Genomic DNA, 24,664 nt, shown 5'->3' on the forward strand with positions numbered 1-24,664 from the left:
AGGCTCGCGGCATGGCGACGACTCCCAGCCCCCTCGTCTCGGCCGAGAGACTGCAGGCCCGCCTCGAGGACGGCGAGCCCGTCGTGCTGCTCGACGTCAGCTGGCAGCTCGGTGCCGAGTCGCAGCGGCCGGCGTACGACGCCGCGCACCTTCCCGGGGCGGCGTGGGTCGACTTCGAGACGGCGCTGTCCGGTGAGCCGGGCGCGGGTGGGCGCCATCCGCTGCCCGACGTCGCGACGTTCGAGGACGCGATGCGTGCGGCCGGTGTCAGCAACGAGAGCCACGTCGTGGTCTACGACCGGTGGCGTTCGCTGCCCGCGAGCCGCTGCTGGTGGCTGCTGACGTACTGCGGTCATGAGTGCGTCCAGGTGCTCGACGGTGGGTTCCCGCGGTGGGAGTCGCTCGGGCTGCCCGTGAGCGACGCGGCCGTGTCACCGTCACGTGGCAACTTCGTCGCGACGCCGCCCGGGCTCGACGTCCTGGACGCCGACGGTGCCGCCGAGTACGCCGAGCGCGCGATCCTGCTCGACGCGCGTCCGGCCGACCGCTTCCGCGGCGAGAACGAGACCGTCGACCCGGTGGCCGGACACATCCCCGGAGCGGTGAGCGCACCGGCGCTGGCCAACCTGCAGGAGGACGGCCGGTTCCTGCCGCCCGACGACCTGGCGATGCGGTTCACCGCGCACGGTGTCGAGCCGCATGCCGAGGTCGGGGTCTACTGCGGATCGGGCGTCCAGGCCATGCACACCGCGCTCGCCCTCGAGGTCGCCGGCGTGGGCTCGCAGACCGCGGTCTACGTCGGGTCGTGGTCGCACTGGATCACCGACCCCGACCGCCCCGTCGCCGGCCCCGCCTGAGCTCGTTCGCCCGACCCGGTCCGCATGCTTGCCGTGCAGATCCGATCTGACCGGCGTTGCGGGCCGCCGAGTGCGCAGCACCGGCCGACCGTGCCGACCGAGTGCGCAACACCGGCCTTCCCCACGACCCGGCGTGAGCCGTTGACGCGCACTCACCGGATCCCTTCTCCCGGCCGCCGGCTGCTGCCGCGTCATCACGCAGCTCGTCCCTCCAGCTCAGACCGGATCAGCGCCACCAGCTGATCCGGGCCAGCGCAGAACGTCGTCACGCCCGATCTCGATGACGGTCCAGCCCTCCGCGCGCAGCTGGCGCCGGCGCACCACGTCCAACCGGCGCTGGACCATGTCGTCGTGCACCGCGCCGTCGTACTCGACGATGACACGCTGTTCCCGCCACACGAAGTCGACGGTCGCGATCCAGGTGTGCGCCGCATCGTGCACCTCGGCGTTGAGCTCGGGCTCGGGCAGACCACCGTCGGCGAAGATCAGCCGCGCACGCGACTCCATCGGCGACCAGCAGCTCGGGCGGATCAGCTCCAGGGCTTGCGCCGCCCGCCCCACGCCACGTCGACCCTTCGCCTCCTGGAGTCGTCGTCGGAGCTCGGGAAGGAGTTCCTCGTTGTGGGCCACGATCGCGTCTCCGACCACCACGAGCTCGTCGCGTGGCAGTAGGGCAGCAAGGTCGATCCAGGTGTCGACGGGCGCCACCAACCGAAGGCCCTGGTGCGTGATCACCCTGCGGCGTTCGAGACCTCGATGGCCGCGTACCCCGGCTCGACGCACGGCAGCCGTCCCCGTGGGCGAGTAGACGTGCAGATCGGCTCCGTCAGCCTCCAGGCTGGACGGGAGCGGAAGTCCGAGAATCGTTGCGGCGGTGGCCGATCCGAACGCACAGTGACCAGGGAGCACTGCCGCGAGCGCCTGCGCTCGTTCATGGACGGTCGTGCATGATCCGTCGGCGCGGACGCCGCAGTGCGGTCTTGCGAGGTATGACCCACGAAGGCGTCCGGTCACACCGGCATCGCGCGCTTCGGGCAACCCGGATGCGCGCCCCTTCACCTCATCGGGCAATGACCTTCGCGCAGGTGACATGGCGCGAGCCTGCCGCAGCCGAGCCACGACGGGGGCTGCCCATCCACAGGGCACCCGGACGGCGAGCGCCACTGCGCACGAACGGCCTTTGGACGAGGCCGCGCTGAGCCGTTGATGCGCACTCGTCGGCCTCTGCCTCTGACTCGGGCCTCAGACGGGCGGGTCAGCGACGCACAGCGCCGGTCAGCCGCCCGAGACCGACAGCTCGGCCTGGGCGACCGCCTCGGCCGCAGCGCCGTCGAGCTGCTGGGAGTCGAGCCAGCCCTCGGGCAGCACGACGTGCCGCTCGGACCCGGCGCGCCCGCGCTGTCCTTCGGCGGCCTCGCCGGGCCAGGGCTGGGAGTGGTCGAGCGTGGCGATCAGGTCGTCGAGCGACGCCATGGACTCGACGGTCGCCAGGCTGGAGCGCACGTGCGAGCCGGCCGGGAAGCCCTTGAGGTACCAGGCGATGTGCTTGCGGATGTCGCGGCAGGCCTTCTGCTCGGACTGGTAGAACTCCGCGAGGTAGACCGTGTGCAGGCGCAGGGTGTCGCACACCTCACCGAGCGTCGGGCGTACGCGCTCGGACGAACCCGCGAACGCCGCGGCGAGGTCGGTGAACAGCCACGGCCGCCCCAGGCAACCACGCCCGACGACGACACCGTCGCAGCCGGTCTCGCGCACCATGCGCACGGCGTCCTCGGCCGACCAGATGTCACCGTTGCCGAGCACCGGGATCGAGGTGACGGCCTGCTTGAGCTCGGCGATCGCGCTCCAGTCGGCGTTGCCGGAGTAGGCCTGAGCGGCCGTACGCCCGTGCAGCGCGACCGCAGCGGCACCCTCCCCCTCGGCGATCCGCCCGGCCTCCAGGAAGGTCAGGTGGTCGGGGTCGATGCCCTTGCGCATCTTGACGGTCACGGGCACGTCGTACGGCGTCGCCTCACGGACCGCAGCGGCGACGATGCCGCGGAACAGGTCGGACTTCCAGGGCAGCGCCGCTCCCCCGCCCTTGCGGGTGACCTTGGGCACCGGGCAGCCGAAGTTGAGGTCGATGTGGTCGGCGCGGTCCTCGGTGACGAGCATGCGGACGGCCAGACCGACCGTCGTCGGGTCGACGCCGTAGAGCTGGATCGAGCGCGGGTTCTCGTCGGGGTCGTGCTCGATCAGCTGCATCGAGATCGGGGTGCGCTCGACCAGCGCACGCGAGGTGATCATCTCGCTGACGTACAACGAGGTGGCACCGGAGGCGCCGCCGGCGGCGAGACCACGGTCGCCGTACTGGCGGCACAGTCGGCGGAACGCGCGGTTGGTGATGCCGGCCATCGGAGCGAGCACCACCGGCGAGTCGATGGTGTGGCGGCCGATGCGCAGCGGGGGCAGCACGGGCGTCGGAGCGGGAAGAACGTCGGTCATGGCGCGCCCATTGTCTCAGGCCTCACAGCCACCCGTTGTCGACGGCGATCCGGGCCGCCTCTGCGCGCGTCCGGGCACCGGTCGTGCCGATCGCGGACGACAGGTGGTTGCGCACCGTGCCCTCCGACAGGAACAGCCCGCCCGCGATGTCGGCGACCGTGCCTCCGTCGCGCGCGGCGCGCAGCACGTCGGTCTCGCGCGCGGTCAACGGCGACTCGCCCGCGACGAGGCTGTCGGTCGCGAGCGCCGGGTCGACGACTCGCAGCCCCTGGTGCACGCGGCGTACGGCGTCGGCCAGCTCGCGAGCGGGGGTGTCCTTGACGACGAACCCGTCGGCGCCCGCCTGCAGACCGCGGCGCAGGTAGCCGGGACGGCCGAACGTCGTGACGATGAGGACGCGCACCGCGGGAAGCCTGGCCTTGAGGACGGCCGTCGCCGCGATGCCGTCCAGGCCGGGCATCTCGACGTCCATCAGGACGACGTCCGGGGTCGTCTCGACCGCGAGCGCCTCGACCTCGTCGCCGCGGCCGACCTCACCGACGACCGACAGGTCGTTCTCGAGGTCGAGCAGGGCGGCGAGCGCACCGCGTACGAGCGCCTGGTCGTCGGCGAGCAGCACCCGGATGGTCATGCGCGTGTGGTCTCCTTCGTCGTCGGTGACGCCCCTGCGGCGTCACGCGCGGTCACCGTGACTGCGAATCCGTGCGGGTCGACCGCACGGGTGATCAGCACCGCACCGGCAGCGGTGGCCCGCTCACGCAGACCGCGCAGCCCGTTGCCGGAGTCCGCCTCGCGCGACGAGCTCTCGGTCTCGGTGTGGCCGCGCCCGTCATCGCTGATGGTCACTCCCGTGGGTGTCAGCACGATCGAGCAGTGCCTCGCGTCGCTGTGCCTCAGGACGTTGGTGACACCTTCTCGTACGGTCCAGGCGAACAGCTCGCGCAGGTCGGTCTCGACCTCGTCGGTCGCCCGCGGCACGTCGGCCTGGATCCCCGCTGCTGCCAACGCTTCTCGCGCTCGCGCGAGCTCACCGGCCAACGAGATCTCGCGGTATCCCTCGACGGCTCGACGGACGTCGGACAGGGCATCACGGGACAGCCGCTCGAGGTCGGCCACCTCGGCACGCGCCCGAGACGAGGTGGCGTCGGCGTCGAGCAGCCGCCCGGCGAGCTCGGCCTTGACGGTGATCACCGTGAGCGAGTGCCCGAGGATGTCGTGCAGGTCGCGCGCCATGCGGTTGCGTTCTTCCTGCACGGCGAGCCGCGCGTTCTCCTGACGCACCTCCACCAGGGCCCGCTGGCGGCGTCCGGCCACCAGCGCGCCCGACACGGCGAGCAGCGCGAGCAGGATCGAGCCGCCGAGCGATGCGTCGCGTTCCCAGCCGGCGTAGAGCCAGGCGAGCAGCTCGTACGCCACGATGAGACCGACGCCGATCGCCATCGCCACGCGCAGCCGGAAGGTCCAGCAGCCCGCGACCGCGACGAACACCCAGGTCGCGCAGCCGTCCTGGCCGACCACGCCCGTGCACGCGAGCGCCGTGAGGCGAGAGGGGCGTACCAGCCCAGGTGCTGCGTCCCGGCGACCGGCTCGGGTCCGCGGCCGTCGCGTCTGCCCACGCCGCGCGCGGCGTTGAAGTGCAGGAGGTAGAGCGCGCCGAACGTGACGGTCAGCACGACACCGGCACCGCCGCGTACGTGGTTGGGCATCTTCCAGGCCGTCGCGAGCGGGTTGGCGAGGAACACCAGCCACACGCCCGCGAAGAGGGCCGTGATGAGCAACCCGGAGACGCCCCGCCCGTCGGACAACGAGTCGTCGTCCGACGCGGTGGACAGCCACGCCGGACGACGGTCACGCAGGATCATGAGGGCCACTCTTGCACTGCTCAGACGCGGCGGGTGTCGCGGCGGAAGCGCCAGACCGCACCGCCGACGAAGACCGTCAGCCACACCGCGATGTTGAGCACCCACTGCCAGGCGGGGACGCCCTCGGAGGTGAGCGGCAGGTGGGCCATCATGCTCACGCCCCACATCGGCGTCAGCTGTGCGACGTGCTGCATGGTGTCGCTCATCGCGGGGTACGGGTAGAAGATGCCGCCGCCGAACGCCAGGAAGGCCATCAGCGGGCCGATCACCTGCATGGCGTTCTCCGTCGGGAGCAGGTAGCCCATGAACAGCCCGAACGCCGCGAACATCAGCGCACCGAGCCACACGAGCACGGCCGAGGTGATCCAGGCGCCCGTCGGTATCAGCGCCGTGCCGGTCTGGCCGACGAGGTAGACCAGCACGACCGGCAGGACGCCGAGGATCATCGCGGTGCAGACCTTCACGGTGATGTACGCGAGGCCGGACAGGGGTGTCAGCCGCAGCTGTCGCGACCAGCCCTGCGCGCGCTCGACCGAGACCGAGGCTGCGGCCGAGGTGGTGGCGACCATGGCGCCGTACAGCGCGAACGAGATGACCGAGTACGCCGCGTAGTTGCCCGAGCCGACCTGGTCGTTGCCGTAGTCGGCGTTGCCGAAGGCGAAGAAGAACGCCACGGGCACGAGCAGCGTGAACAGCATCGTGCGTCGGTTGCGCAGGACCCGGCGCAGCTCGATCGTGAGCAGCGTGGCGTTGAGGCCGCCGCGCGGCGGGACCGTACGGGAAGAGGCGTCGATACGGCTGTCGGTGACGGTGGTCATGGGTCAGGCTCCTTCGGCGTCGTGGCCGGTGAGCGCGATGAACGCCTCCTCCAGGCCTTGAGCGGTGATCTCGAGGTCGGTGGCCGGCGTCTGCGTCAGCAGGTGCCGCGCGACGGCGTCGGAGTCGCTGGTCCGTACGCGGACGGTGTCGCCGCGCAGGTCGATGCTCTCGACCCCGGGCAGCCGGCGCAGCGCCTCGGTGTCGGCACCGGGCAGGGTCGGGGTCGCGCGGACCGTACGACCCGCGGCGCTCGCCTTGATCTGCGCGGCGGTCCCGTCGGCGACCACCTGTCCGTCGCGGACGAGGACGATGCGGTCGGCGTACTGGTCGGCCTCCTCGAGATAGTGGGTGGCGAACAGTACGGTGCGGCCCCGCTCGGCGTCGGCGCGGATGGCCGCCCAGAAGTCGCGCCGACCGGTGACGTCCATGCCGGTCGTGGGCTCGTCGAGGATGATCAGCGCAGGGTCGGACATCAGGGCCATCGCGAAACGCAGCCGCTGCTGCTGGCCGCCCGAGCAGGCGCCGACCTTGTGCTTGGCGATCTCGGCGATGCCGGCGCGGTCCAGCACCTCCCCCACAGTGCGACTGTGCGAGAACAACGAACCCGTGAGCTCGACGGTCTCGGCGACCGTGAGGTCCTTCAGCAGGCCGCCGGTCTGCATGACCGCCGAGACCAGCCCGCGCTCGATCGCAGCGCGCGGCGCCATGCCGTAGACCTCGACGTCGCCGGCGTCGGGCCGGCTCAGCCCGAGGACCATGTCGATGGTCGTGGTCTTGCCCGCGCCGTTCGGGCCGAGGAACGCCACGACCTCGCCCGGCTCGACGCGCAGGTCGACGCCGCGTACGGCGTGGACGTCGCCGAAGGACTTGTGAACCCCCTGCAGGAGCACCGCGGGCGCGGCCGGCCCGGTCCCCTGACGTACGTGGCCGTCTGCCACGTGCAGCTGTGTCGTCATGCCCTCCACGGTGCCGTCGAGGACGGCCGCGGGCCTCACATGCGCGTCACGGCGTACGCATGACATCTGTCATCGCCGGTGGAAGGCCAGTTCCGGGCGGTGATCTCGGGGGTGATGTCAGGGGGTTGCGTACGCCGTGACGCGGCTGGTGGGGCGGGCAGGCCCGCCGTGGGTCAGCTCGTGGTGAGCGTGAGTCCGTACGCCGACAGGATCTCGCCGACCGGCTGGAAGTAGGTCTGGTTCTCCTGGCCCTGGGTCTCCAGGCAGCGGCCGTTGATCATCGCGCCGCCGCTGGTCACGCCCTGGGCGTAGTTGCCGGCGAGCCACGAGCCGCCGGAGTCACCGCCCTCGGTGCAGGCGTTGGCCAGCGTCAGACCGGAGACGATGTCGTTGTTGCCGTAGTTAACGGTCTGGCTCTTGGCCTTGACGTAACCGCAGGTCCAGCCGGTGGTGCGGCCCGACTTGCAGACCGCGCTGCCGACGGCGGCGTTGCTCGAGCCCTTCACCGCACGCGCGTAGCCGTTGTACATGTCGACCGAGCCCATGCCGGTCCAGCTCGACGTCAGCGAGGAGTAGGCGTAGTCATTGCCCGGGAAGGAGTAGGCCTGGGTCTTGCCGAGCGTCACGCCGTTGCGGGTGAACGTCGGGTAGCCCTCGCCGCAGTGACCGGCCGTGATGAAGACCGGCGTCGTACCCCGCTTGGCGTTGAAGCCCAGCGAGCAGACGTAGCCGTTGAACGCGATCTGCTGACCGCCGTAGACGTTGGCCTGCGTGCCGTAGGACGCCTTCGTGCCGACGACCGTGACGCCGTCGACGCCGCGCAGCGCGGCGCGCGTACGAGCGACCTCGCCCTGCGCGACCGTCACGGTCACGGTGTTGGCGACCACATCGGTGCCGATCGCGGTGAAGCCGGTGCCGAGTGCGCTGCGGACGCGCTGCTCGGTCGTGGCGAGCTGGGCGCTGGACCGGGCGACCGTACGAGCGGTGGCGCCGTCGGCGCGTACGGCCTGGGCCGCAGCGCCGTCGACGACGGTGACCACGAGGCGGCCCTGGTCATCGAGGTAGGAGCCGCCTGTGCGGTGGGCTCCGAGACCGGCCTCCAGGCGCGCACCCTGGGCGGTCTGCCGCGGCTCGGCGGCGACGCGCGCCCGGGCCTGCTCGAGGCTGATGCCCTTGTCCTGGGCGATGAAGCGGGCGGTCATCTCGTGGACGTCGGCGCCGCTCTGGACCGTGCGCGCGCCGGGGTCGCCCGCTGCGTCGGCGCCGGGGGACGCCGCGAACGCGGTGACGAGAAGTCCTGCAGAGGCAACGGCGGTGACGATCCTTGAGGGGTGAGGACTCATGCCTGATCTCCTGCACTGAAAGGGGGCCGCGGGGTGGTGGCCCGGTGCTCGGAAAACTAGGGGCCGTTGGGCCAGGACGGTTCCTGCCAACCGGCGCAGGTTGGCCACCGCGCGGTCAAGAGTTGGTAAGACCTGCGGCGCTGACTACCCTCACCGGGTGCCTTCGCCGTCAGCCCAGCCCTCCTCGTCCCGCCCGTCCGTGCGCACCAGCGCACTGCGCAGCAAGGTCGAGCACGCGAGCCACCCCCTGCTGCAGCGGATGGCCCGGCTGCCACGCGCGACACCGTTCGTGATCTTCCTGGCACTCGCGGTCGTGGGTGCGTTCGTCCGCGGCTGGGTGGGGGCGCTCTGCTTCGGCCTGCTGACCGTGTTCGTCGCCTGGCTGCTCTACCTGACGTGGCCGCGGCTGAACAGCCTCGAGCGGATGATGCGCCTGGCCCTGCTGCTGCTCACCGCCGTCCTGACGCTCGTCACCGCCATCCCGCGCTGATCGTTTTGACAACGGTTCTCACTAGAGATGAGAATGGTTGTCATGAACTCCCGCCTCGCCGCCACGGCCGCCGTCGCTCTGCTCGCACCGCTCACGCTGACGGCGTGCGGCGACGACAAGGCGTCCGCGTCGTCCGGCCTGGACGTGGTCACCTCGTTCTACCCGCTGCAGCTCGCGGTCGAGCAGATCGGCGGTGAGCACGTCGACGTCATCAACCTCACCAAGCCCGGCACCGAGCCCCATGACCTCGAGCTGTCCCCCAAGGACGTCGCCAAGGTGAGCAAGGCCGACCTGTTCGTCTACGAGAAGGGCATCTCGGGTGCCGTCGACCAGACGGCCACGAACCAGGCCAAGGGCACGGCGTACGACGTGTCGGGTGTCGCGCACCTCGACCTGAAGATCCCCACGGGCGTCGGCGAGGAGCACCACGAGGGCGACGGCCACGACCACGCGTCCGAGGGCGAGGGCGAGGGACACGAGCACGACGAGGCCGGTGCGACCGATCCGCACTTCTGGCTCGACCCGGTGCGCTACCAGGGTGTTGCCACGGCCGTCGCCGAGCAGCTGAGCAAGGCCGACCCGGCGCACAAGGCCGACTACGCCGCCGGGCTGAAGTCCTTCAACGCCCGCCTCGGCACGCTGGCCACCGAGCTGACCAGCGGCCTGCGCTCGTGCACCCAGAAGAACCTGGTCACGGGCCATGCGGCATTCGGCTACCTCGCCGCCCGCACCGGCCTGCACCAGGTGCCGATCGCGGGCCTGTCCCCCGAGTCCGAGCCCGACGCCGCCCACCTGGCGCAGGTCGCGTCGTACACCAAGAAGCACGGCATCCGTACGATCTACACCGAGACCCTCGGCTCGCCGGAGTTCGCGAAGGCGGTCGCCGGCTCGACCGGCGCCACCACCGCGGTGCTCGACCCGGTCGAGGGCATCACCGACTCCTCGGCGGGCAAGGACTACTTCCAGGTCATGCGCGCCAACCTCGCGACGTTGAAGAAGGGACAGTCCTGCTCATGACGTCCGCTGCGCCCGACAGCGCGATCCTGCAGCTGCAGGGTGCGTCGTTCGGGTACGCCGACCGCGCGGTCGTGAAGGACCTCGACCTGCGCGTCGAACCGAGTGAGGTCATCGCCGTGCTCGGGCCCAACGGCTCGGGCAAGTCGACCCTCGTGCGCGGGCTGCTCGGCCTCAACGGGCACCTCGAGGGCACGGTGCGCGTGCTCGGCGAGGACCTCGCTCACCTGAAGGACCGCTACCGCCTCGGCTACGTCCCGCAGCGGCACACGCTGTCGGCGTCGGTGCGCGCGACGGTCGAGGAGATCGTCGCGATCGGGCGCCTGCCCCATCAGTCGTGGTTCGCCCGCCGCAGCGCCCTGGATGACCAGCTCGTCCGCGAGTCGCTGGAGCTGGTCGGGCTGTCCGACCGGGCCCGCGAGGACGTCTCGACGCTGTCCGGGGGCCAGCAGCGCCGCGTGCTCATCGCGCGTGCGCTCGCCGCCCAGCCGCGAGTGCTGATCATGGACGAGCCGACCGCCGGCGTCGACGAGGCCAGCCAGATCGTCCTCGCCGACGTGCTGCACCGGCTGGTCGAGCGTGGCACGACGATGCTGATCGTCACCCATGAGCTCGCCGCCCTGCGTGACCTGGTCACCCGCATCGTCGTCATCTCCGGCGGCCGGCTGCGCTTCGACGGTGACCCGACGTCGTACGCCGAACGGCGCGCCGCCGACGAGATCGCTCACGCCCACGGTGGCCATCACCACGACGACGAGCTGCCCACCCGACGCGGCACACCGACCGGCGCCCTCGGGCCGGTCGACCACCTGGGGGCCTCCGATGCCTGAGCTGCTCTCGTACGACTTCATGCAGCGCGCGCTGATCGCCGCGTTCCTCGTCGGGCTGGCCGCACCGATGGTCGGCATCTTCCTGGTGCAACGGCGGCTGTCACTCATCGGCGACGGCATGGGTCACGTCTCGCTCGCGGGCGTCGCGGTCGGCCTGTTCACCGGCAACCAGCCCGTCGCGACCGCCCTGGTCTTCGCCGTCGCCGCGGCCGTGCTGATCGAGGTGGTCCGCGCCCGCGGTCGTACATCCGGCGACGTCGCGCTCGCGGTCATGTTCTACGGCGGTATCGCGATCGGCGTCGTCCTCATCAGCAAGGCCGACGGCGACACACCGACCAACCTCGACTCCTACCTGTTCGGGGCCATCACGACCACCAGCACGAGCGACGTCTGGACGTTCGCCGTGCTGGCCGCCGTCATCGTGGCGGTCACCTGGGTGCTGCGCCCGCGGCTGTTCGCGGTCGCCAACGACGAGGAGTACGCCCGCGCCACCGGCATGCGGGTCACCGCACTCAACATCACCCTCGCCGTCCTCACCGCGGTCACCGTGGTGGTGTCGATGCGCGTGGTGGGACTGCTGCTGATCAGCGCTCTGATGATCGTGCCCAACGCCGCCTCACAGCTGCTCACCGGCAGCTTCCGGGCGGCCCTGCGCCTCGCGGTCGTCCTGGGCGTGGTCGCGAGCGTGGGAGGCGTCGTGACGTCGTACTACGCCGACACCCCGTCGGGCGGCACCATCGTCATCCTCGCGATCGCGTTCTTCGTGGTCGCATCGGTGCTCAGCGGTCTGCTCGCCCGCCGGCGGGCCCGCCGACAGGAGCACCTCGACGAGCACTCCCACGAGCACGGCGCCGGCTGCGGTCACCCTGCGATCCAGCACGGCGACCACGTCGACTACCTGCACGACGGCGAGCGCCACGCCGCCCACGCCGACCACTGGGACGAGCACCACATCGTCTCCGCCGGCCCGAAGGAGGACCGATGACACCCACCCGCACCGACGACAGCCCCACCCGCCGCCCGACGCGCCAGCGTGCGGCCGTCACCGGGCTGCTGTCCGAGCTGGACGACTTCACCTCCGCCCAGGACCTACACGCCCAGCTGCGCTCGCAGGGCGACTCGGTCGGGCTCGCCACGGTCTACCGCACACTGCAGTCGATGGCCGCCGACGGCGAGGTCGACGTGCTGCGCACCGACGACGGCGAGGCGGTCTACCGCCAGTGCAGCACCGGGCACCACCACCATCTGGTGTGCCGCTCGTGCGGAGCGACCGTCGAGGTCGAGGGCCCGGCCGTCGAGCGCTGGACCGACAAGATCAGCGCCGAGCACGGCTTCACCGACGTGACGCACACCCTGGAGATCTTCGGCACCTGCCGCGACTGCCAGTCCCGCTGACCGGCGCCAGCCCTCCGTCACCCACAAGCCCCACTCACAGGGCGAATTGTGACTTCAGGGGGGCGGTATACCGACCCCTGAAGTCACAATTCGCCTTGTGGGTGGGCGTTCAGAGGCATGTTCGGAGGCGGCGCAGGAGGTCGTCGACGACCTGGGTGAGCGGACGGGTCGCATCGATGCGTACGCCGTCCGGCACGTCCTCCTGGGTGCGGTGCAGCCGTCGTACCAGAGCACGCTCCTCGGCCGCCGAGCCGAACTCGTCGTGGGGCCTCTCGTCGAGCCGTCGCTCCAGCGTCGCGGCGTCGATGTCGAGCACGAACACCTCGTCGAACAGGTCGATGAACGCCGCGTGGTTGCGCGACCCTCCGCAGAAGAACGTCACCGGTGCGCTGTCGTCCGCGGCCAGCGCGCGCACCCGGTCGACGTCCCAGAGATGGTTCTCGTGGTCGCCGACCTCGACGGGCTCACCCGACTCGGGATCGCCCCTGTACGCCAGCACCCGGTCGCCGTGGACCACGTGATGTCCGCGGCGTTCGAGCTCGGTCGCGACGCTCGTCTTGCCGCTGCACGAGACACCCTCGACCAGGACGTTGCGCGCGCCCACGGCTACACGCGGATCTCGAAGCCGAGGTCGACATCGCTCGCAGGGACGCCACCTGAACCCCAGTTCTCCGGCTCGCTCTCGCGTAGAAGGATCGACAGCTGGTCGCGCTCGATTCCCAGCACTGCGAGACGGTCCGCGAGCTCGCGGTAGAGGTTGCGCTTCGCCTCGATCGAGCGGCCCGCGAAGCAGTCGATCGTGACCCTCGTGTAGGAGTCGGCCGCCCCGGGTTGCAGACCGTTGACCATCCGGTGGGGGGCGTACGACGCAAGCCGGATGAACCTGTCGTCCTCGGGGATCTTGAACGCGGCGACGAGGCTCGCGTGCACTGCATCGATGAGCGCCACCTCCTGCTCCGGGGTGTACTCGCGTCGGACTTCGATCAGAGAGCTCGGCATGGCGTCACTATGGCCGTTCCAACCGCGGGGCCGCACCCGTTCGGACAGCGAGTCTCACGGGTCAGTGGAGGGTCGGGCGGTAGGTGAGCTCCTGCGTACGGCCGTCGAGGGTCCGCTGCTCCAGCAGCTCCAGGTCGAAGTCGGCCGCGCCGCCGAAGATCGGCTCGTCGCCGTTCTCGCCGGTGACCACCGGGTACAGCGTGACCTGCACCCGATCCACCAGGCCGGCCTTCATGAGCGCCCGGTTCAGTGACAGGCTGCCGTGCGAACGCAACGGCACGTCCGACTCCCCCTTGAGGCGGCGCACCACGTCGACGGCGTCACCACGCACGACGGTCGCGTCCTTCCAGTCGAGGGGCTCGTCCAACGTCGAGGACACGACCGTCATGGGCAGGTGGGTCATCCGCGTGACCCACGGGTCGCGTACGTCGTCGCCCTCCTTGCTCGCGCTCAGCATCGACACGAAGGCGCGAAAAGTGTTGGCACCGAGCACCATTCGCTGGGGCTGGTCGTACAGACCGAGCCGGTGGTCGAGCAGCTCCGGGCCCTGCTTGCCCCAGTAGCCGCCCCAGTCACCGCCACTGACCGAGCCGAAGCCGTCAAGGCTGGAGAACACGTCCCAGGTGTAGGTCGCAGACATGGCTGATCCTCTCGTCGAGGGCTGCCCCGACGGCGGCCTCTCACCATCACCACGAACGACGCAACTCAGGTGCGACACCCGCGCGTCGATGCCATGCTCGGGCAGATGCCGCAGCCCGTCCTTCGCACCGCCCGCCTGATCATGCAACCGCTCGACGAGAGCCATGTCGACCTCGAGCTCGCGCTCGACACCGACCCCGAGGTGATGCAGTACGTCGGTGGTCCCGCGGTCGACGGCGCCGCCGTACGCAGGTCGCACGAGCGTCGTATCGCTCTTGCGCGGCAGGTCGACGGGCTCGGGTTCTGGATGGCCTTCACCCACCCTGAGCCCTCGGAGACGACGGGTGAGCCCGTCGGCCTGCTGATGCTCCCGCCCGCGCACGGACCGGACCAGCCCGACGACCCCCGTGTCGCTGACCTCGGCTACCGGCTCGCCCGGTCCGCGTGGGGTCACGGTTATGCCCGCGAGGCCGTGACAGCACTGCTCGCCCACGCGTTGGAGACCGTCGGCCAGACCCGGGTGATCGCGCAGACGCGCTCGGACAACGACCGCTCGCGGCGCCTTCTCGAGGACGTCGGCCTACGCTACGTCCGCACGTTCCGGTCGCTGGACGACCCCACGGACGGACCGCCCGACGTCGAGTACGAGATCACGGCGGATCACCGCCGGCATGGCTAGCGTGGCCCGTGCCTGCCCGCGAGGAGAGGACCGCCCGTGAACGACACCGATCTGCGCCACCTGCGCCGTTGCCTCGAGCTCGCCGCCGAAGCCCTGGAGCAGGGCAACGGGCCGTTCGGGTCCGTCCTCGTGGGCGAGGACGGCAGCGTGCTGCTGGAGGACCACAACCGCGAGGGCGACGGTGACGGCACGCGTCACCCCGAGCTCGAGATCGCTCGCTGGGCGGCCGCCCACCTGTCGCCGCCCGCACGAGCGGCGGCGACGGTCTACACCTCCGGCGAGCACTGCCCGATGTGCGCGGCTGCGCACGCGTGGGCGGGGCTCGGACGCATCGTCTTCGCGAGCTCGACCGCACAGCTGGTCGCCTGGCGTCGCGAGCTCGGCGCTCCGGCAGGGCCCGTACGACCGCTGCCCATCGCCGAGATCGCACCGGGCATCCCGGTCGAGGGACCGGTGCCAGGTCTGGACGACGAGGTGCACGCCCTGCACGTACGGGCGCACCAGCAGGGCTGACGGGCTCCGGCTGGCGCGGGCGTCAGCCGGTGGGTGCGGACCGGTCGACGGCTCCGCCGTAACGCCGGTCGCGCTCGGCGTAGATCTCGACGGCCTGCCACAGGTGACGGCGGTCGAAGTCGGGCCACAGCGTGTCGAGGAAGACCATCTCCGCGTAGGCCGACTGCCACAGCAGGAAGTTGCTGGTGCGCTGCTCCCCCGACGAACGGACGAACAGGTCGACGTCGGGCATGTCGGGCCAGGTGAGGTTGCGCGCGATGGTGCGCTCGTCGATCTTGTCGGCCCGCAGCCTGCCGGCCTGCACCTGCTCGGCGATGCGTCGCGTCGCCTGGGCGATCTCGGCGCGCCCGCCGTAGTTGACGCACATCTGCAGCGTCAGACCGGTGTTGTCACGGGTCATCTCCTCGGCGCGCTGGAGCTCGCTCAGCACCGAGCGCCACAGCCGGGGCCGCTGGCCGGACCAACGGCAGCGGACGTTCCAGGAGTGCAGCAGGTCGACCCGGCGGCGGATGACGTCGCGGTTGAAGCCCATCAGGAAGCGGACCTCATCGGGTGAGCGCTTCCAGTTCTCGGTGGAGAACATGTAGGCCGACAGGTTGGGTACGCCGAGGTCGATCGCCCCTGCGATCACGTCGATCAGCTGGGCCTCGCCGGCCTCGTGACCCTTGGTGCGGGGCAGTCCGCGCTGGTTGGCCCAGCGGCCGTTGCCGTCCATGACCATCGCGATGTGCTGCGGCACCAGGTCGGCCGGGATCGCGGGCGGCTGTGCGCCGCTCGGGTGCGGCGGAGGCGACACGACCTCCGTGCGTGCGGGCGGCGTACGACGTGCTCTCACCGGCCGGCTCCGGGCGCGACGGGGGTCTGCTGGGTGCGGTCCACGAGGCGCAAGGATCGCACACCGCGCTCCAGGTGCCACTGGACGTAGGCCGCGACCAGACCGCTGGCCTCCTGCCGTGCCCGGTCGTCGCTCTCGTCCGCGACCGACCAGTCGCCGACGAGCAGTGCTGCGAGCAGCACGAACGTCTCGGGCCGTGGCGCCGCCGAGCCCGGTGGCCGGCACAGCGGGCAGACCGCGCCGCCACTGGCCAGGTTGAAACCGCGGTGCGGCCCGGGCGACCCGCAGCCGGCGCACGCGTCGAACGTCGGCGCCCAGCCGGCGACCGCGACCGCGCGCACGAGGTAGGAGTCGAGCACCAGGCCGGGGTCGTGCTGCTGGCCGGCGAGCGCGCTCAGCCCGCCGGCGAGCAGGGTGAACTGGGCCTGGATCGGCTCGCGCTCCTCGGTGAGCCGCTCGGCCGTCTCGAGCATCGCGGTCGCGGCGGTCCAGGCGGAGTAGTCGCGCGAGATGTGCTCGCCGTACGGTGCCAGCGACTCGGCCTGCGTGACCGTGTCGAGGTTGCGACCCTCGTAGCACTGGACATCGACGACCATGCCCGGCTCCAGGCGTGCGCCGAAGCGCGACTTCGTGCGCCGCACGCCCTTGGCGACCGCACGCACCTTGCCCTTGTTGCGGCCGAGGAGCGTGACGATGCGGTCGGCCTCACCCAGCTTGTGGGTGCGCAGCACGATCGCGGCGTCTCGGTAGAGGGACATCCCGACCATTCTGCGCCACCGCACCGACACCGCCGCCCCTGACACGCGCCGCGGCCTACTCTCGGCGCCATGGCAACGGGCACACGCGCGTACGACGTCGTCATCGTGGGCGGCGGGCACAACGGTCTGACGGCGGCCGCCTACCTGGCGCGGGCCGGGCGGTCGGTGCTGCTGCTGGAGCGGCAGGACCACCTCGGTGGGGCAGCCGTCTCGGCAGAGGCGTTCGAGGGCATGGGTGCGCGTCTGTCGCGCTACTCCTACCTGGTGAGCCTGCTCCCCCAGCAGATCGTGGACGACCTCGGGCTCGACGTGACGCTGCGCCGCCGCCGCTACGCGTCGTACACGCCGCGCCCCGGCTCCGACGTCGGCCTCCTCGTCGACAACGGCGACCTGGCCGCGACCGAGGCGTCCTTCCGGGCGGTGGGCGCAGGTCGGGACGCGGCCGGGTTCGCCCGGTTCTCCGAGCGGACCGGGCGTCTCGCCGAGGCGATCTGGCCGACCGTGACCGAGCCGCTGCTCACACGTGCACAGATGCGCGCCCGCCTCGGCGACGACGCGCTGTGGCACGAGCTCGTCGAGCAGCCACTGGGTGAGGTGATCGAGTCGTCCCTGACCGACGACCTCGTGCGTGGGGTCGCGCTCACCGACGGCCTGATCAGCACGTTCGCGCGCGCCCACCAGGAGGACCTCCAGCAGAACATCTGCTTCCTCTACCACGTGATCGGCGGCGGCACCGGGGCGTGGGACGTGCCCGTAGGAGGCATGGGCGAGGTGTCCGGCGCCCTCGAGCGCGCGGCGCGCACCGCCGGCGCCGAGCTGCGTACGGGCACCGCGGTCACCTCGATCGACGCGGACGGGGTCGTGTCGTACGAGGACGGTGACGGCACGCACGAGGTGCGCGGCGCATACGTGCTGTGCGGTGCCGCACCGAGCGTGCTCGCCGACCTGACGGGTACGCCGGCCACTGCACCGGCCGCGGAGGGCGCTCAGGTCAAGGTCAACCTGCTCCTGTCGCGACTCCCTCGGCTGCGCGAGTCCGGTGTCGACCCGGCGGCGGCGTTCGGCGGTACCTTCCACATCAACGAGCTCTACTCGCAGCTCGAATCTGCTTACAACACAGCGGTTTCCGGAGACGTGCCGTCGCCGATGCCGGCCGAGATCTACTGTCACTCGCTCACCGACCCGTCCATCCTGTCGCCGTCGCTGCGCGAGTCCGGAGCGCACACGCTCACGGTCTTCTCGCTGCAGACGCCGCACCGCCTCATCGACGCCGGCCGCCATGACGAGCAGCGCGCCGAGCTGCAGCGCGCGGTGCTCGACTCGCTGTCGTCGGTGCTCGCCGAACCCGTCGACGACGTCGTCCTGCGTCGTCCCGACGGCTCGCCGTGCGTCGAGACGAAGACCACGCTCGACCTCGAGCGCACCCTGGCGATGCCCGGCGGCAGCATCTTCCACGGGCCGCTGTCGTGGCCGTTCGTCGAGGACGACGAGCCGCTCGCGACTCCCGCGCAGCGCTGGGGCGTGGCGACGGCGTACGACCGGGTCCTGCTGTGCGGCGCCGGCAGCCGGCGCGGTGGCGGCGTCAGTGGGCTCGGTGGCTACCACGCCGCGCGGGCCGTGCTGGAGGCCTCGACATGATCGAACACATGTTCTAGTCTCGTCGGCATGCACCAGCCGGCGGCCCTGCAGGGCTCACTCCTCGACCAGGTCGACGACGTGGGACTGCGCCCGCTTGCTGGTGCTGTTCGCCGTACGCCGCTCACCCGCGGCGCCTGGGTCGACCTGCGGCCCGGGTGGCTCACCGGCTCCGACGAGCTGTTCACCCGGCTGACCCTCGGGGGGTCAGCCGGTGTCGAGTGGCGCGGCGAGCGCCGGTGGATGTACGACCGCGAGGTCGCCACTCCCCGGCTGCTGCGGTTCTACGGCGAGCACGAGCGCTGGCCCGACCCTGTCGTCGAGCAGGCCCGCGACGCGCTGTCGTCGTACTACGCCAACGAGCTCGGCGAGCCGTTTCGCACGGCCGGCATGTGCCTCTACCGCGACGGGCGCGACTCGGTGGCCTGGCACGGCGACCGCGAGGGCCGGGGCAGCACACACGACACGATGGTGGCCATCATCTCGATCGGCTCACCTCGCACGCTCGCACTGCGCCCGCAGGGTGGCGGCGAGTCCGTGCGGTTCGTCCTCGGCCACGGCGACCTGGTCGTCATGGGCGGTTCGTGCCAACGCACCTGGGAGCACGCGATCCCCAAGACCAACAAGCCCGTCGGCCCGCGCATCAGCATCCAGCTGCGCCCTCGCGGTGTCCGCTGAGCGGTCTCGGTGGGTGATCGGTCGCCGCGCCGGTTCGTGCCGAGCTCGGCTGGCAGATACGGTGCCTGACCATGACTGAAGAGCTGCCCTACCTGGAGCACCTGGCTCGGGAGTCCGTCCGGTTCAGCGACGCGATCCGTCTCGCGCCGCGTGATGCGGAGGTCCCGAGCTGCCCCGGTTGGCAGACCGACGACCTGCTGTGGCACCTCGGCGAGGTGCAGTGGTTCTGGGGCTCGATCCTCAGTGAGGACCTGCGCACGGTTGAGGCGATCGAGGCCCTGCCCGACCCCGAGAAGCCCACCGACCACGCCGGCCTGCTGCGCTTCTTCGACCGCTGGAGCCCGCACCTGTGCGAGTCGGCGGCAGCCGCCGACCCGAGCGAGCCTCGCTGGATGTGGGTCTCAGACCCTGCTCTGCACAACGTCGCCTACATCCGTCGTCGCCAGGCCCACGAGGCCCTCATCCACCGCATCGACGCCGAGCTGACCGCGGGCACCGACCGCGCGCCGATCGACACCGAGCTCGCCGCTGACGGCGTCGACGAGGTGCTGCGCATCATGCACGGCGGCCACCCCGAGTGGGGCACGTTCGCGGTCGGTGAGCACACCGCTCGCTTCCGGGCCACCGACACCGGGCAGGAGTGGGTCGTGGCGATCGGGCGGTTCACCGGCACCCCGCCGTGGGGCGGCGAGCCCGTGACCGACTACCGCTTCCAGTGCGCGGCCGACTCCACCGGGCCGGCCGGCGTCACCATCAGCGCCAAGGCGACCGATCTCGACCTGTGGCTGTGGGGCCGCCCCACTTCCGAGCAGGTCGAGACCGACGGCAACGCCGCCGCCCTCGCGGCTGTGCACGCGGTCGTCGAGCGCGGCATCAGCTGAGGCTCAGTCCTCGTCGTACGCCGCCAGCATCCGGTCAGCGGCAGCGACGGCGGACAGGCCGCCGGACAGCACCTGCGAGCGCAGGTCGGGCGTGACCCGGCGTACTCCGGCTGATGTACGCCAGCGCTGCGCGAGCTCGTCGCGCACCAGCAGACCTGCGAGCTCCCACTGCTGACAAGCACGCTTGGCTGCGAGGCCGTCCTCGCCGTACGACTCACGTTGCGCAATGACCTTGTCCCAGACCCCGCCGATACCCTCACCGGTCAGGCCCGAGACCGTGAGCACCGGTGGTACCCAACGACTTCCACGCGGATAGACCAGCCGGATCGCACCGGCGAGCTCTTTGGCCGCCGCCGTCGCCTGGTCGACGAACTCACCGTCGGCCTTGTTGACCGCGATGACGTCGGCGATCTCGAGCACGCCCTTCTTGATGCCCTGCAGCTGGTCACCCGAACGGGCCAGACCGAGCAGCAGGAACGTGTCGACCATCTCGGCGACGGCGGTCTCGGACTGCCCCACACCGACCGTCTCGACGAGCACGACGTCGTAGCCCGCGGCCTCCAGCAGCGGGATGGTCTGAGCGGTGGCGCGGGCCACTCCCCCGAGCGTGCCCGCCGTCGGCGACGGCCGGACGTACGCATCGGCGTGCGCGGCGAGCCCGGGCATGCGCGTCTTGTCGCCGAGCACCGACCCGCCCGTGCGGGTGCTGGACGGGTCGACCGCGAGCACACCGACGCGCAGACCACGTGAGACCAGCAGCGAGCCCAACGCCTCGATGAACGTCGACTTGCCCACGCCCGGCGTACCCGAGATCCCGAGCCGGACCGTGCCGCCCGTCGGCCCGGCGGCGAGCTCGGCGAGCAGGTCACGGGCAGCCGCGCGGTGATCGGGGCGCGTCGACTCCAGCAGCGTGATCGCGCGTGACAGCCGAGACCGGTCCCGTGCGCGTACGCCGTCGACCAGCGCCTCGACGTCGATCGGCCGCGCCGGGCTCACTCGTCGTGCCCGTGGGCCGCGGACAGGTCGCGCAGCAGTGTCAGCGCCGACTCGGCGATGACCGTGCCGGGCGGGAACACCGCGGCAGCGCCCATCTCCTTGAGCACCGGCACGTCGGCGGGTGGGATGACGCCGCCCACGACGACCATGATGTCCGGACGACCGGCGGCGGCGAGCGCGTCACGCAGCGCGGGCACGAGCGTCAGGTGACCGGCCGCGAGTGAGTTGACGCCGACGACGTGCACGTCGTTGTCCACCGCCTGCTGGGCGACCTCCTCGGGCGTCGCGAACAGCGGGCCCACGTCGACGTCGAAGCCGAGGTCGGCGAACGCGGTGACGATCACCTTCTGCCCGCGGTCGTGACCGTCCTGGCCCATCTTCGCGACCAGGATGCGCGGCCGACGTCCCTCGGCCTCGGCGAACGCGTCCGTGGCGTCGAGCACCTGCTGCATGGTGTCGTCGCCGCCGGACTCACGGGCCTCGTCGCGGTACACACCCGAGATCGTACGGATCGTCGCCGTGTGGCGGCCGTAGACCTTCTCAAGGGCGTCGGAGATCTCGCCGACCGTGGCATGTGCGCGGGCCGCGTCGACGGCGCGGGCGAGCAGGTTGTCGCTGAGATCGCCTGGTGTGCGGGCGGACTCGCCGGCGGCGCGCGTCAGGGCGTCGAGCGCGGACTGCACCTGCGCCGAGTCGCGCTCACGTCGCAGCCGCTCGAGCTTGGCGATCTGCTGCGAGCGCACCGAGGCGTTGTCGACCTTGAGCACCTCGATCTCGTCGGCCTCGGCGACGCGGTACTTGTTGACGCCGACGACGACCTGCGCGCCGGAGTCGATGCGCGCCTGCGTGCGGGCGGCGGCCTCCTCGATGCGCATCTTGGGGATGCCGGCCTCGATCGCCTTGGCCATGCCCCCCGCCTGCTCGACCTCCTGGATGTGCGCCCAGGCGCGGTCGGCGAGCTCGTGCGTCAGGCGCTCGACGTAGTAGGAGCCACCCCACGGGTCGATCATCTGCGTCGTGTCGCTCTCGTGCTGCAGCACCAGCTGGGTGTTGCGGGCGATGCGGGCCGAGAAGTCGGTCGGCAGGGCGATGGCCTCGTCGAGGGCGTTGGTGTGCAGCGACTGGGTGTGACCCTGCGTGGCCGCCATCGCCTCGATGCACGTGCGGGCGACGTTGTTGAACGGGTCCTGCGCCGTGAGCGACCAGCCGGAGGTCTGCGAGTGCGTCCGCAGCGACCGCGACTTGGGGTTGGTCGCACCGAGCTCGCGGGTCACCCGGGCCCACAGGGCTCGTCCGGCGCGCAGCTTGGCGACCTCCATGAAGAAGTTCATGCCGATCGCCCAGAAGAAGGACAACCGGGGTGCGAACGCGTCGATGTCGAGCCCGGCCTCCTTGCCGGCCCGCAGGTATTCCATGCCGTCGGCGAGGGTGTAGGCCAGCTCGAGGTCGGCCGTCGCCCCGGCCTCCTGGATGTGGTAGCCGGAGATCGAGATCGAGTTGAAGCGCGGCATCTGCGCAGCGGTGAACTCGAAGATGTCGGAGATGATCCGCATCGACGGCGTCGGCGGGTAGATGTAGGTGTTGCGGACCATGAACTCCTTGAGGATGTCGTTCTGGATGGTCCCCGTGAGCTGCTCCGGCTTCACCCCCTGCTCCTCGGCGGCCACGACGTAGAGCGCGAGCACCGGCAGCACCGCGCCGTTCATGGTCATCGAGACGCTCATGCGGTCCAGCGGGATGCCGTCGAACAGCTGACGCATGTCGAGGATCGAGTCGATCGCCACACCGGCCATGCCGACGTCGCCGGCCACGCGCGGGTGGTCGGAGTCGTAGCCGCGGTGGGTCGCCAGGTCGAACGCGACTGACAGCCCCTTCTGACCCGCCGCGAGGTTGCGCCGGTAGAACGCGTTGGACTCCTCGGCGGTGGAGAAGCCGGCGTACTGCCGGACCGTCCACGGCTGCGTGGTGTACATCGCCGGGTACGGGCCACGCAGGAACGGGGGCTGCCCCGGGTAGGTGGTGAGCGCGTCGAGACCGTCGAGGTCGCGGGCGTCGTACGACGGCCGCACCGTGATGCCTTCGGGAGACTCCCAGCCACCCTCGGTCGTACCCGTGGTGTCGCCGCCGGCCCCAGCGCCCGTGGACGGAGTCCACTCGAGATCAGCAAAAGACTTGGGAATGCTCATGACTCGCCTCCTGCGCGGTCGAGCTCGGCTCGGATGCGTCGCGTCTTCGCCACGATGTCGTCACCGACGGCGACATGGTCATCGACGAGTGCACCCAGCTCGTCGGTGGGTCGTCCGGCGAGCACGACCCACCGCACACCGGCGGCGCGAAGCGCCTCGACGTAAGCCGCACCGTGCTCGTCGTACTGCTGGTCCGATGCGGCGAGAACCGCCACGGGAGAACGTGACTCGTGCACTGCGGCTACGACGTCGCCGGGCTCCGCGGTCGCGCCCGTCGAGCGGACGGGGACTCCCCCGGCCGTCAGAGCGTTGGTGGCGAAACCGGCCCGCCCAGTGTGCTCGGCCACCGTGCCCATCGCGGCGAGCACGACCGGGACCGGCGCCGGGTCATCGCGCAACGCCTCGAACTCGTGCGCCCAGGAGTGCACCTGCGGGTCGAGCGGAGCAGGGTCGCGGTCGAGCACCGACTCGTCGGCCAGCGGGAACTCGCTGACGCCCGTCAGCGGCGTTCGGCGTGTGCGGACCTGCTCGTCGCGAGTGTCACGCTCACGATCGATCCGATCGCGAATCAGCCCGGATTCCAAAGCCTTTCGCAGACCACCCGCTCGCTCGACCTCTCGGAACGCCGACCACGCGGCCTCGGCGAGGTTGTCGGTGAGCTGCTCGACGGCGTACGAGCCGCCAGCCGGGTCGGCGACGACGCCGAGGTGGGACTCCTCGACCAGCAGCCGTGAGATGTTGCGGGCCATCCGGCGGCCGAGCGTCGCAGGCTCACCGAGCGCCTGGTCGAACGGCAGCACGGTCACCGACTCGGCCCCGCCGACACCGGCAGCGAACGCCGCGATCGTCGTACGCAGCAGGTTGGTCCACGGGTCGTACCGCGTCAGCATCGGACGAGCCGTCACGGCGTGCTGGTGCATCACCGCCGCGTCGTCGGTGACGCCGCACTCGCGGGCGACCGCCGCCCAGAGCTGTCGAGCTGCCCGCAGCTTGGCGATCGACACGAACTGGTCGTCCGACACCGACAGCCGGAACTCCATGAGCGCCAACGCATCTCGCACATCGATGCCGGCCTCGTCGAGTGCCCGCAACGACTCGACACCGGCCGCGAGCGCGAAGGCGATCTCCGTGACGTCACCGCTGCCCGCGTCGTACGCGGCGGTGGCATCGACCGTCACGCCACGCACCCCGGCCTGCGCCGCCACCCGCGCCACCTGAGCGAGAGAGTCGAGGTCGGCGGGCGCACCTGAACGCAGCGCGGCACCGAAGGCGTCGGCACCCAGGTTGGTGCGCGGGTGCAGCGAACGCCCGGACTGCGGGGCCCGCTCGACCAGCGCTGCCGCGAGGTCAGCAGCCGGGCAGCCCACGGCGTCGAGGACGACGGGTGCGAGGTCGAGGTGGACCTCGTCGAGGACGACGGCCAGCGACGCTGCGTCCTGAGCGCGGATCCACAGCGAGGTGCTGCCGTTCTCGAGCTCGTCGAGCGCCACCCTCGCCGGGTCGGGGGCGGTCGCGGACACCAGCGCTCGCGCGTCCCACCCCTCGTCCGCGGTCGCGACGCCACGGCGATAGGGGAAGGCCCCGACGGCGGCCCCGTCGTCATCTCGCGGTGCCGCCAGGGCGGGCACCTCGACACCGTCGAGAGTGCGCGTGTCGAGGGCCGCCGCGCGGGTGTCGTCGCGCCTCATCTTCGTGAGGACAGCGGCGACCGCCTGCTCCCAGGCGTCGCGGCCACCTCCCGGCGGGCTGTCGTCGAGCTCGATCATGACGGCCAGCCTAGAGGCGGCACCGCGGGCACCGACCGGCTGTCCATCG

General features: G+C 71.3%; 26 protein-coding genes. 11 read left to right on the top strand and 15 right to left on the bottom strand.

The genetic code is table 11. From position 1 onward, the window contains the following. The first annotated feature begins 11 nt into the window (after window positions 1-11). Window positions 12-857, top strand: a complete 846-nt coding sequence (locus VV01_RS10175) for a sulfurtransferase (RefSeq protein WP_050669780.1) — start codon at window positions 12-14, stop codon at window positions 855-857. Between the two features lie 216 nt (window positions 858-1,073). Here VV01_RS10175 and VV01_RS23855 read toward each other — a convergent pair whose 3' ends face one another. The 7 genes from VV01_RS23855 to VV01_RS10210 form a co-directional block, all read right to left on the bottom strand. Next, window positions 1,074-1,592 (bottom strand): DUF559 domain-containing protein, encoded by a 519-nt coding sequence (locus VV01_RS23855; protein WP_050669781.1) that lies wholly within the window; start codon window positions 1,590-1,592, stop codon window positions 1,074-1,076. A gap of 540 nt (window positions 1,593-2,132) precedes the next feature. After that, a complete protein-coding gene (dusB, locus tag VV01_RS10185) occupies window positions 2,133-3,341 on the bottom strand; it encodes a tRNA dihydrouridine synthase DusB (RefSeq protein ID WP_050669782.1) in 1,209 nt (402 codons plus the stop codon). 22 nt (window positions 3,342-3,363) lie between these two features. Beyond that, complete coding sequence (locus VV01_RS10190; RefSeq protein ID WP_050669783.1) at window positions 3,364-3,972, bottom strand: response regulator transcription factor; 609 nt, start codon at window positions 3,970-3,972, stop codon at window positions 3,364-3,366. Beyond that, window positions 3,969-4,859 carry a sensor histidine kinase gene (locus tag VV01_RS10195; protein WP_050669784.1) on the bottom strand — a complete coding sequence of 297 codons (891 nt, stop codon included), beginning with the start codon at window positions 4,857-4,859 and terminating at the stop codon, window positions 3,969-3,971. Before VV01_RS10195 ends, VV01_RS10190 begins: the two co-directional genes overlap by 4 nt. A gap of 364 nt (window positions 4,860-5,223) precedes the next feature. Beyond that, a complete protein-coding gene (locus VV01_RS10200) occupies window positions 5,224-6,021 on the bottom strand; it encodes an ABC transporter permease (RefSeq protein ID WP_050669785.1) in 798 nt (265 codons plus the stop codon). Between the two features lie 3 nt (window positions 6,022-6,024). Next, window positions 6,025-6,978, bottom strand: a complete 954-nt coding sequence (locus VV01_RS10205) for an ABC transporter ATP-binding protein (protein WP_050671855.1) — start codon at window positions 6,976-6,978, stop codon at window positions 6,025-6,027. Between the two features lie 173 nt (window positions 6,979-7,151). Further along, entirely contained in the window at window positions 7,152-8,321 is a 1,170-nt protein-coding gene (locus tag VV01_RS10210) for a S1 family peptidase (RefSeq protein ID WP_050669786.1), read from the bottom strand. Between the two features lie 157 nt (window positions 8,322-8,478). On the opposite strand from VV01_RS10210, the gene VV01_RS10215 reads away from it, so the two are divergent. The 5 genes from VV01_RS10215 to VV01_RS10235 are packed head-to-tail and all read left to right on the top strand — an operon-like array spanning window position 8,479 to window position 12,050. Further along, window positions 8,479-8,811, top strand: coding sequence for a DUF6703 family protein (locus VV01_RS10215; protein WP_157508796.1), 333 nt, complete (start codon window positions 8,479-8,481; stop codon window positions 8,809-8,811). A gap of 42 nt (window positions 8,812-8,853) precedes the next feature. Next, a complete protein-coding gene (locus VV01_RS10220) occupies window positions 8,854-9,828 on the top strand; it encodes a metal ABC transporter substrate-binding protein (RefSeq protein ID WP_050669788.1) in 975 nt (324 codons plus the stop codon). Then, window positions 9,825-10,655, top strand: a complete 831-nt coding sequence (locus tag VV01_RS10225; protein ID WP_050669789.1) for a metal ABC transporter ATP-binding protein — start codon at window positions 9,825-9,827, stop codon at window positions 10,653-10,655. Before VV01_RS10220 ends, VV01_RS10225 begins: the two co-directional genes overlap by 4 nt. Further along, the gene (locus VV01_RS10230) at window positions 10,648-11,640 is read left to right on the top strand and encodes a metal ABC transporter permease (protein ID WP_050669790.1); all 993 of its coding nucleotides are present in this window, start codon (window positions 10,648-10,650) and stop codon (window positions 11,638-11,640) included. The genes VV01_RS10225 and VV01_RS10230 overlap by 8 nt, the downstream gene beginning before the upstream one ends. Next, window positions 11,637-12,050, top strand: a complete 414-nt coding sequence (locus tag VV01_RS10235) for a Fur family transcriptional regulator (protein ID WP_050669791.1) — start codon at window positions 11,637-11,639, stop codon at window positions 12,048-12,050. The genes VV01_RS10230 and VV01_RS10235 overlap by 4 nt, the downstream gene beginning before the upstream one ends. A 109-nt stretch (window positions 12,051-12,159) precedes the next feature. Here the strand turns inward: VV01_RS10235 and VV01_RS10240 are convergent, their stop codons facing one another. The 3 genes from VV01_RS10240 to VV01_RS10250 form a co-directional block, all read right to left on the bottom strand. Beyond that, complete coding sequence (locus VV01_RS10240; RefSeq protein ID WP_050669792.1) at window positions 12,160-12,654, bottom strand: nucleoside/nucleotide kinase family protein; 495 nt, start codon at window positions 12,652-12,654, stop codon at window positions 12,160-12,162. Window positions 12,655-12,656: 2 nt separating this feature from the next. Further along, window positions 12,657-13,049, bottom strand: a complete 393-nt coding sequence (locus VV01_RS10245) for a tautomerase family protein (protein WP_050669793.1) — start codon at window positions 13,047-13,049, stop codon at window positions 12,657-12,659. A gap of 61 nt (window positions 13,050-13,110) precedes the next feature. Beyond that, the gene (locus VV01_RS10250; RefSeq protein ID WP_050669794.1) at window positions 13,111-13,689 is read right to left on the bottom strand and encodes a dihydrofolate reductase family protein; all 579 of its coding nucleotides are present in this window, start codon (window positions 13,687-13,689) and stop codon (window positions 13,111-13,113) included. Between the two features lie 105 nt (window positions 13,690-13,794). On the opposite strand from VV01_RS10250, the gene VV01_RS10255 reads away from it, so the two are divergent. Together VV01_RS10255 and VV01_RS10260 are read left to right on the top strand one after the other, a co-directional pair. Continuing rightward, on the top strand, window positions 13,795-14,367 hold the full coding sequence (locus VV01_RS10255) for a GNAT family N-acetyltransferase (protein WP_050671856.1): 573 nt from the start codon (window positions 13,795-13,797) through the stop codon (window positions 14,365-14,367). A 36-nt stretch (window positions 14,368-14,403) separates the two neighbouring features. After that, a complete protein-coding gene (locus VV01_RS10260) occupies window positions 14,404-14,880 on the top strand; it encodes a nucleoside deaminase (protein ID WP_050669795.1) in 477 nt (158 codons plus the stop codon). A gap of 22 nt (window positions 14,881-14,902) precedes the next feature. On the opposite strand, the gene VV01_RS10265 is transcribed toward VV01_RS10260, so the two are convergent. Both VV01_RS10265 and recO read right to left on the bottom strand, forming a co-directional pair. Then, entirely contained in the window at window positions 14,903-15,676 is a 774-nt protein-coding gene (locus VV01_RS10265) for an isoprenyl transferase (protein WP_082221219.1), read from the bottom strand. A gap of 35 nt (window positions 15,677-15,711) precedes the next feature. Continuing rightward, on the bottom strand, window positions 15,712-16,473 hold the full coding sequence (gene recO, locus VV01_RS10270; RefSeq protein ID WP_050671857.1) for a DNA repair protein RecO: 762 nt from the start codon (window positions 16,471-16,473) through the stop codon (window positions 15,712-15,714). A 69-nt stretch (window positions 16,474-16,542) separates the two neighbouring features. Here recO and VV01_RS10275 point away from each other — a divergent pair, with 69 nt between their 5' ends. The 3 genes from VV01_RS10275 (at window position 16,543) to VV01_RS10285 (ending at window position 19,667) form a co-directional block, all read left to right on the top strand. Beyond that, window positions 16,543-18,111: a phytoene desaturase family protein gene (locus VV01_RS10275; protein ID WP_050669797.1), complete on the top strand. Its 1,569-nt coding sequence runs from the start codon at window positions 16,543-16,545 to the stop codon at window positions 18,109-18,111. 27 nt (window positions 18,112-18,138) lie between these two features. Beyond that, window positions 18,139-18,786 carry an alpha-ketoglutarate-dependent dioxygenase AlkB gene (locus VV01_RS10280; RefSeq protein WP_050669798.1) on the top strand — a complete coding sequence of 216 codons (648 nt, stop codon included), beginning with the start codon at window positions 18,139-18,141 and terminating at the stop codon, window positions 18,784-18,786. Between the two features lie 71 nt (window positions 18,787-18,857). Continuing rightward, entirely contained in the window at window positions 18,858-19,667 is an 810-nt protein-coding gene (locus tag VV01_RS10285) for a maleylpyruvate isomerase family mycothiol-dependent enzyme (protein ID WP_050669799.1), read from the top strand. A 3-nt stretch (window positions 19,668-19,670) separates the two neighbouring features. Here the strand turns inward: VV01_RS10285 and meaB are convergent, their stop codons facing one another. From meaB to VV01_RS10300, 3 genes are read right to left on the bottom strand one after another with little or no spacing between them, the layout of a single operon-like run. Further along, window positions 19,671-20,663, bottom strand: a complete 993-nt coding sequence (meaB, locus tag VV01_RS10290) for a methylmalonyl Co-A mutase-associated GTPase MeaB (protein WP_050669800.1) — start codon at window positions 20,661-20,663, stop codon at window positions 19,671-19,673. After that, on the bottom strand, window positions 20,660-22,849 hold the full coding sequence (gene scpA, locus VV01_RS10295; RefSeq protein WP_050669801.1) for a methylmalonyl-CoA mutase: 2,190 nt from the start codon (window positions 22,847-22,849) through the stop codon (window positions 20,660-20,662). Before scpA ends, meaB begins: the two co-directional genes overlap by 4 nt. Continuing rightward, a complete protein-coding gene (locus tag VV01_RS10300; protein ID WP_050669802.1) occupies window positions 22,846-24,615 on the bottom strand; it encodes a methylmalonyl-CoA mutase family protein in 1,770 nt (589 codons plus the stop codon). Before VV01_RS10300 ends, scpA begins: the two co-directional genes overlap by 4 nt. Window positions 24,616-24,664: the final 49 nt, after the last annotated feature.

This window comes from Luteipulveratus halotolerans, from assembly GCF_001247745.1.
Lineage (GTDB): Bacteria > Actinomycetota > Actinomycetes > Actinomycetales > Dermatophilaceae > Luteipulveratus > Luteipulveratus halotolerans.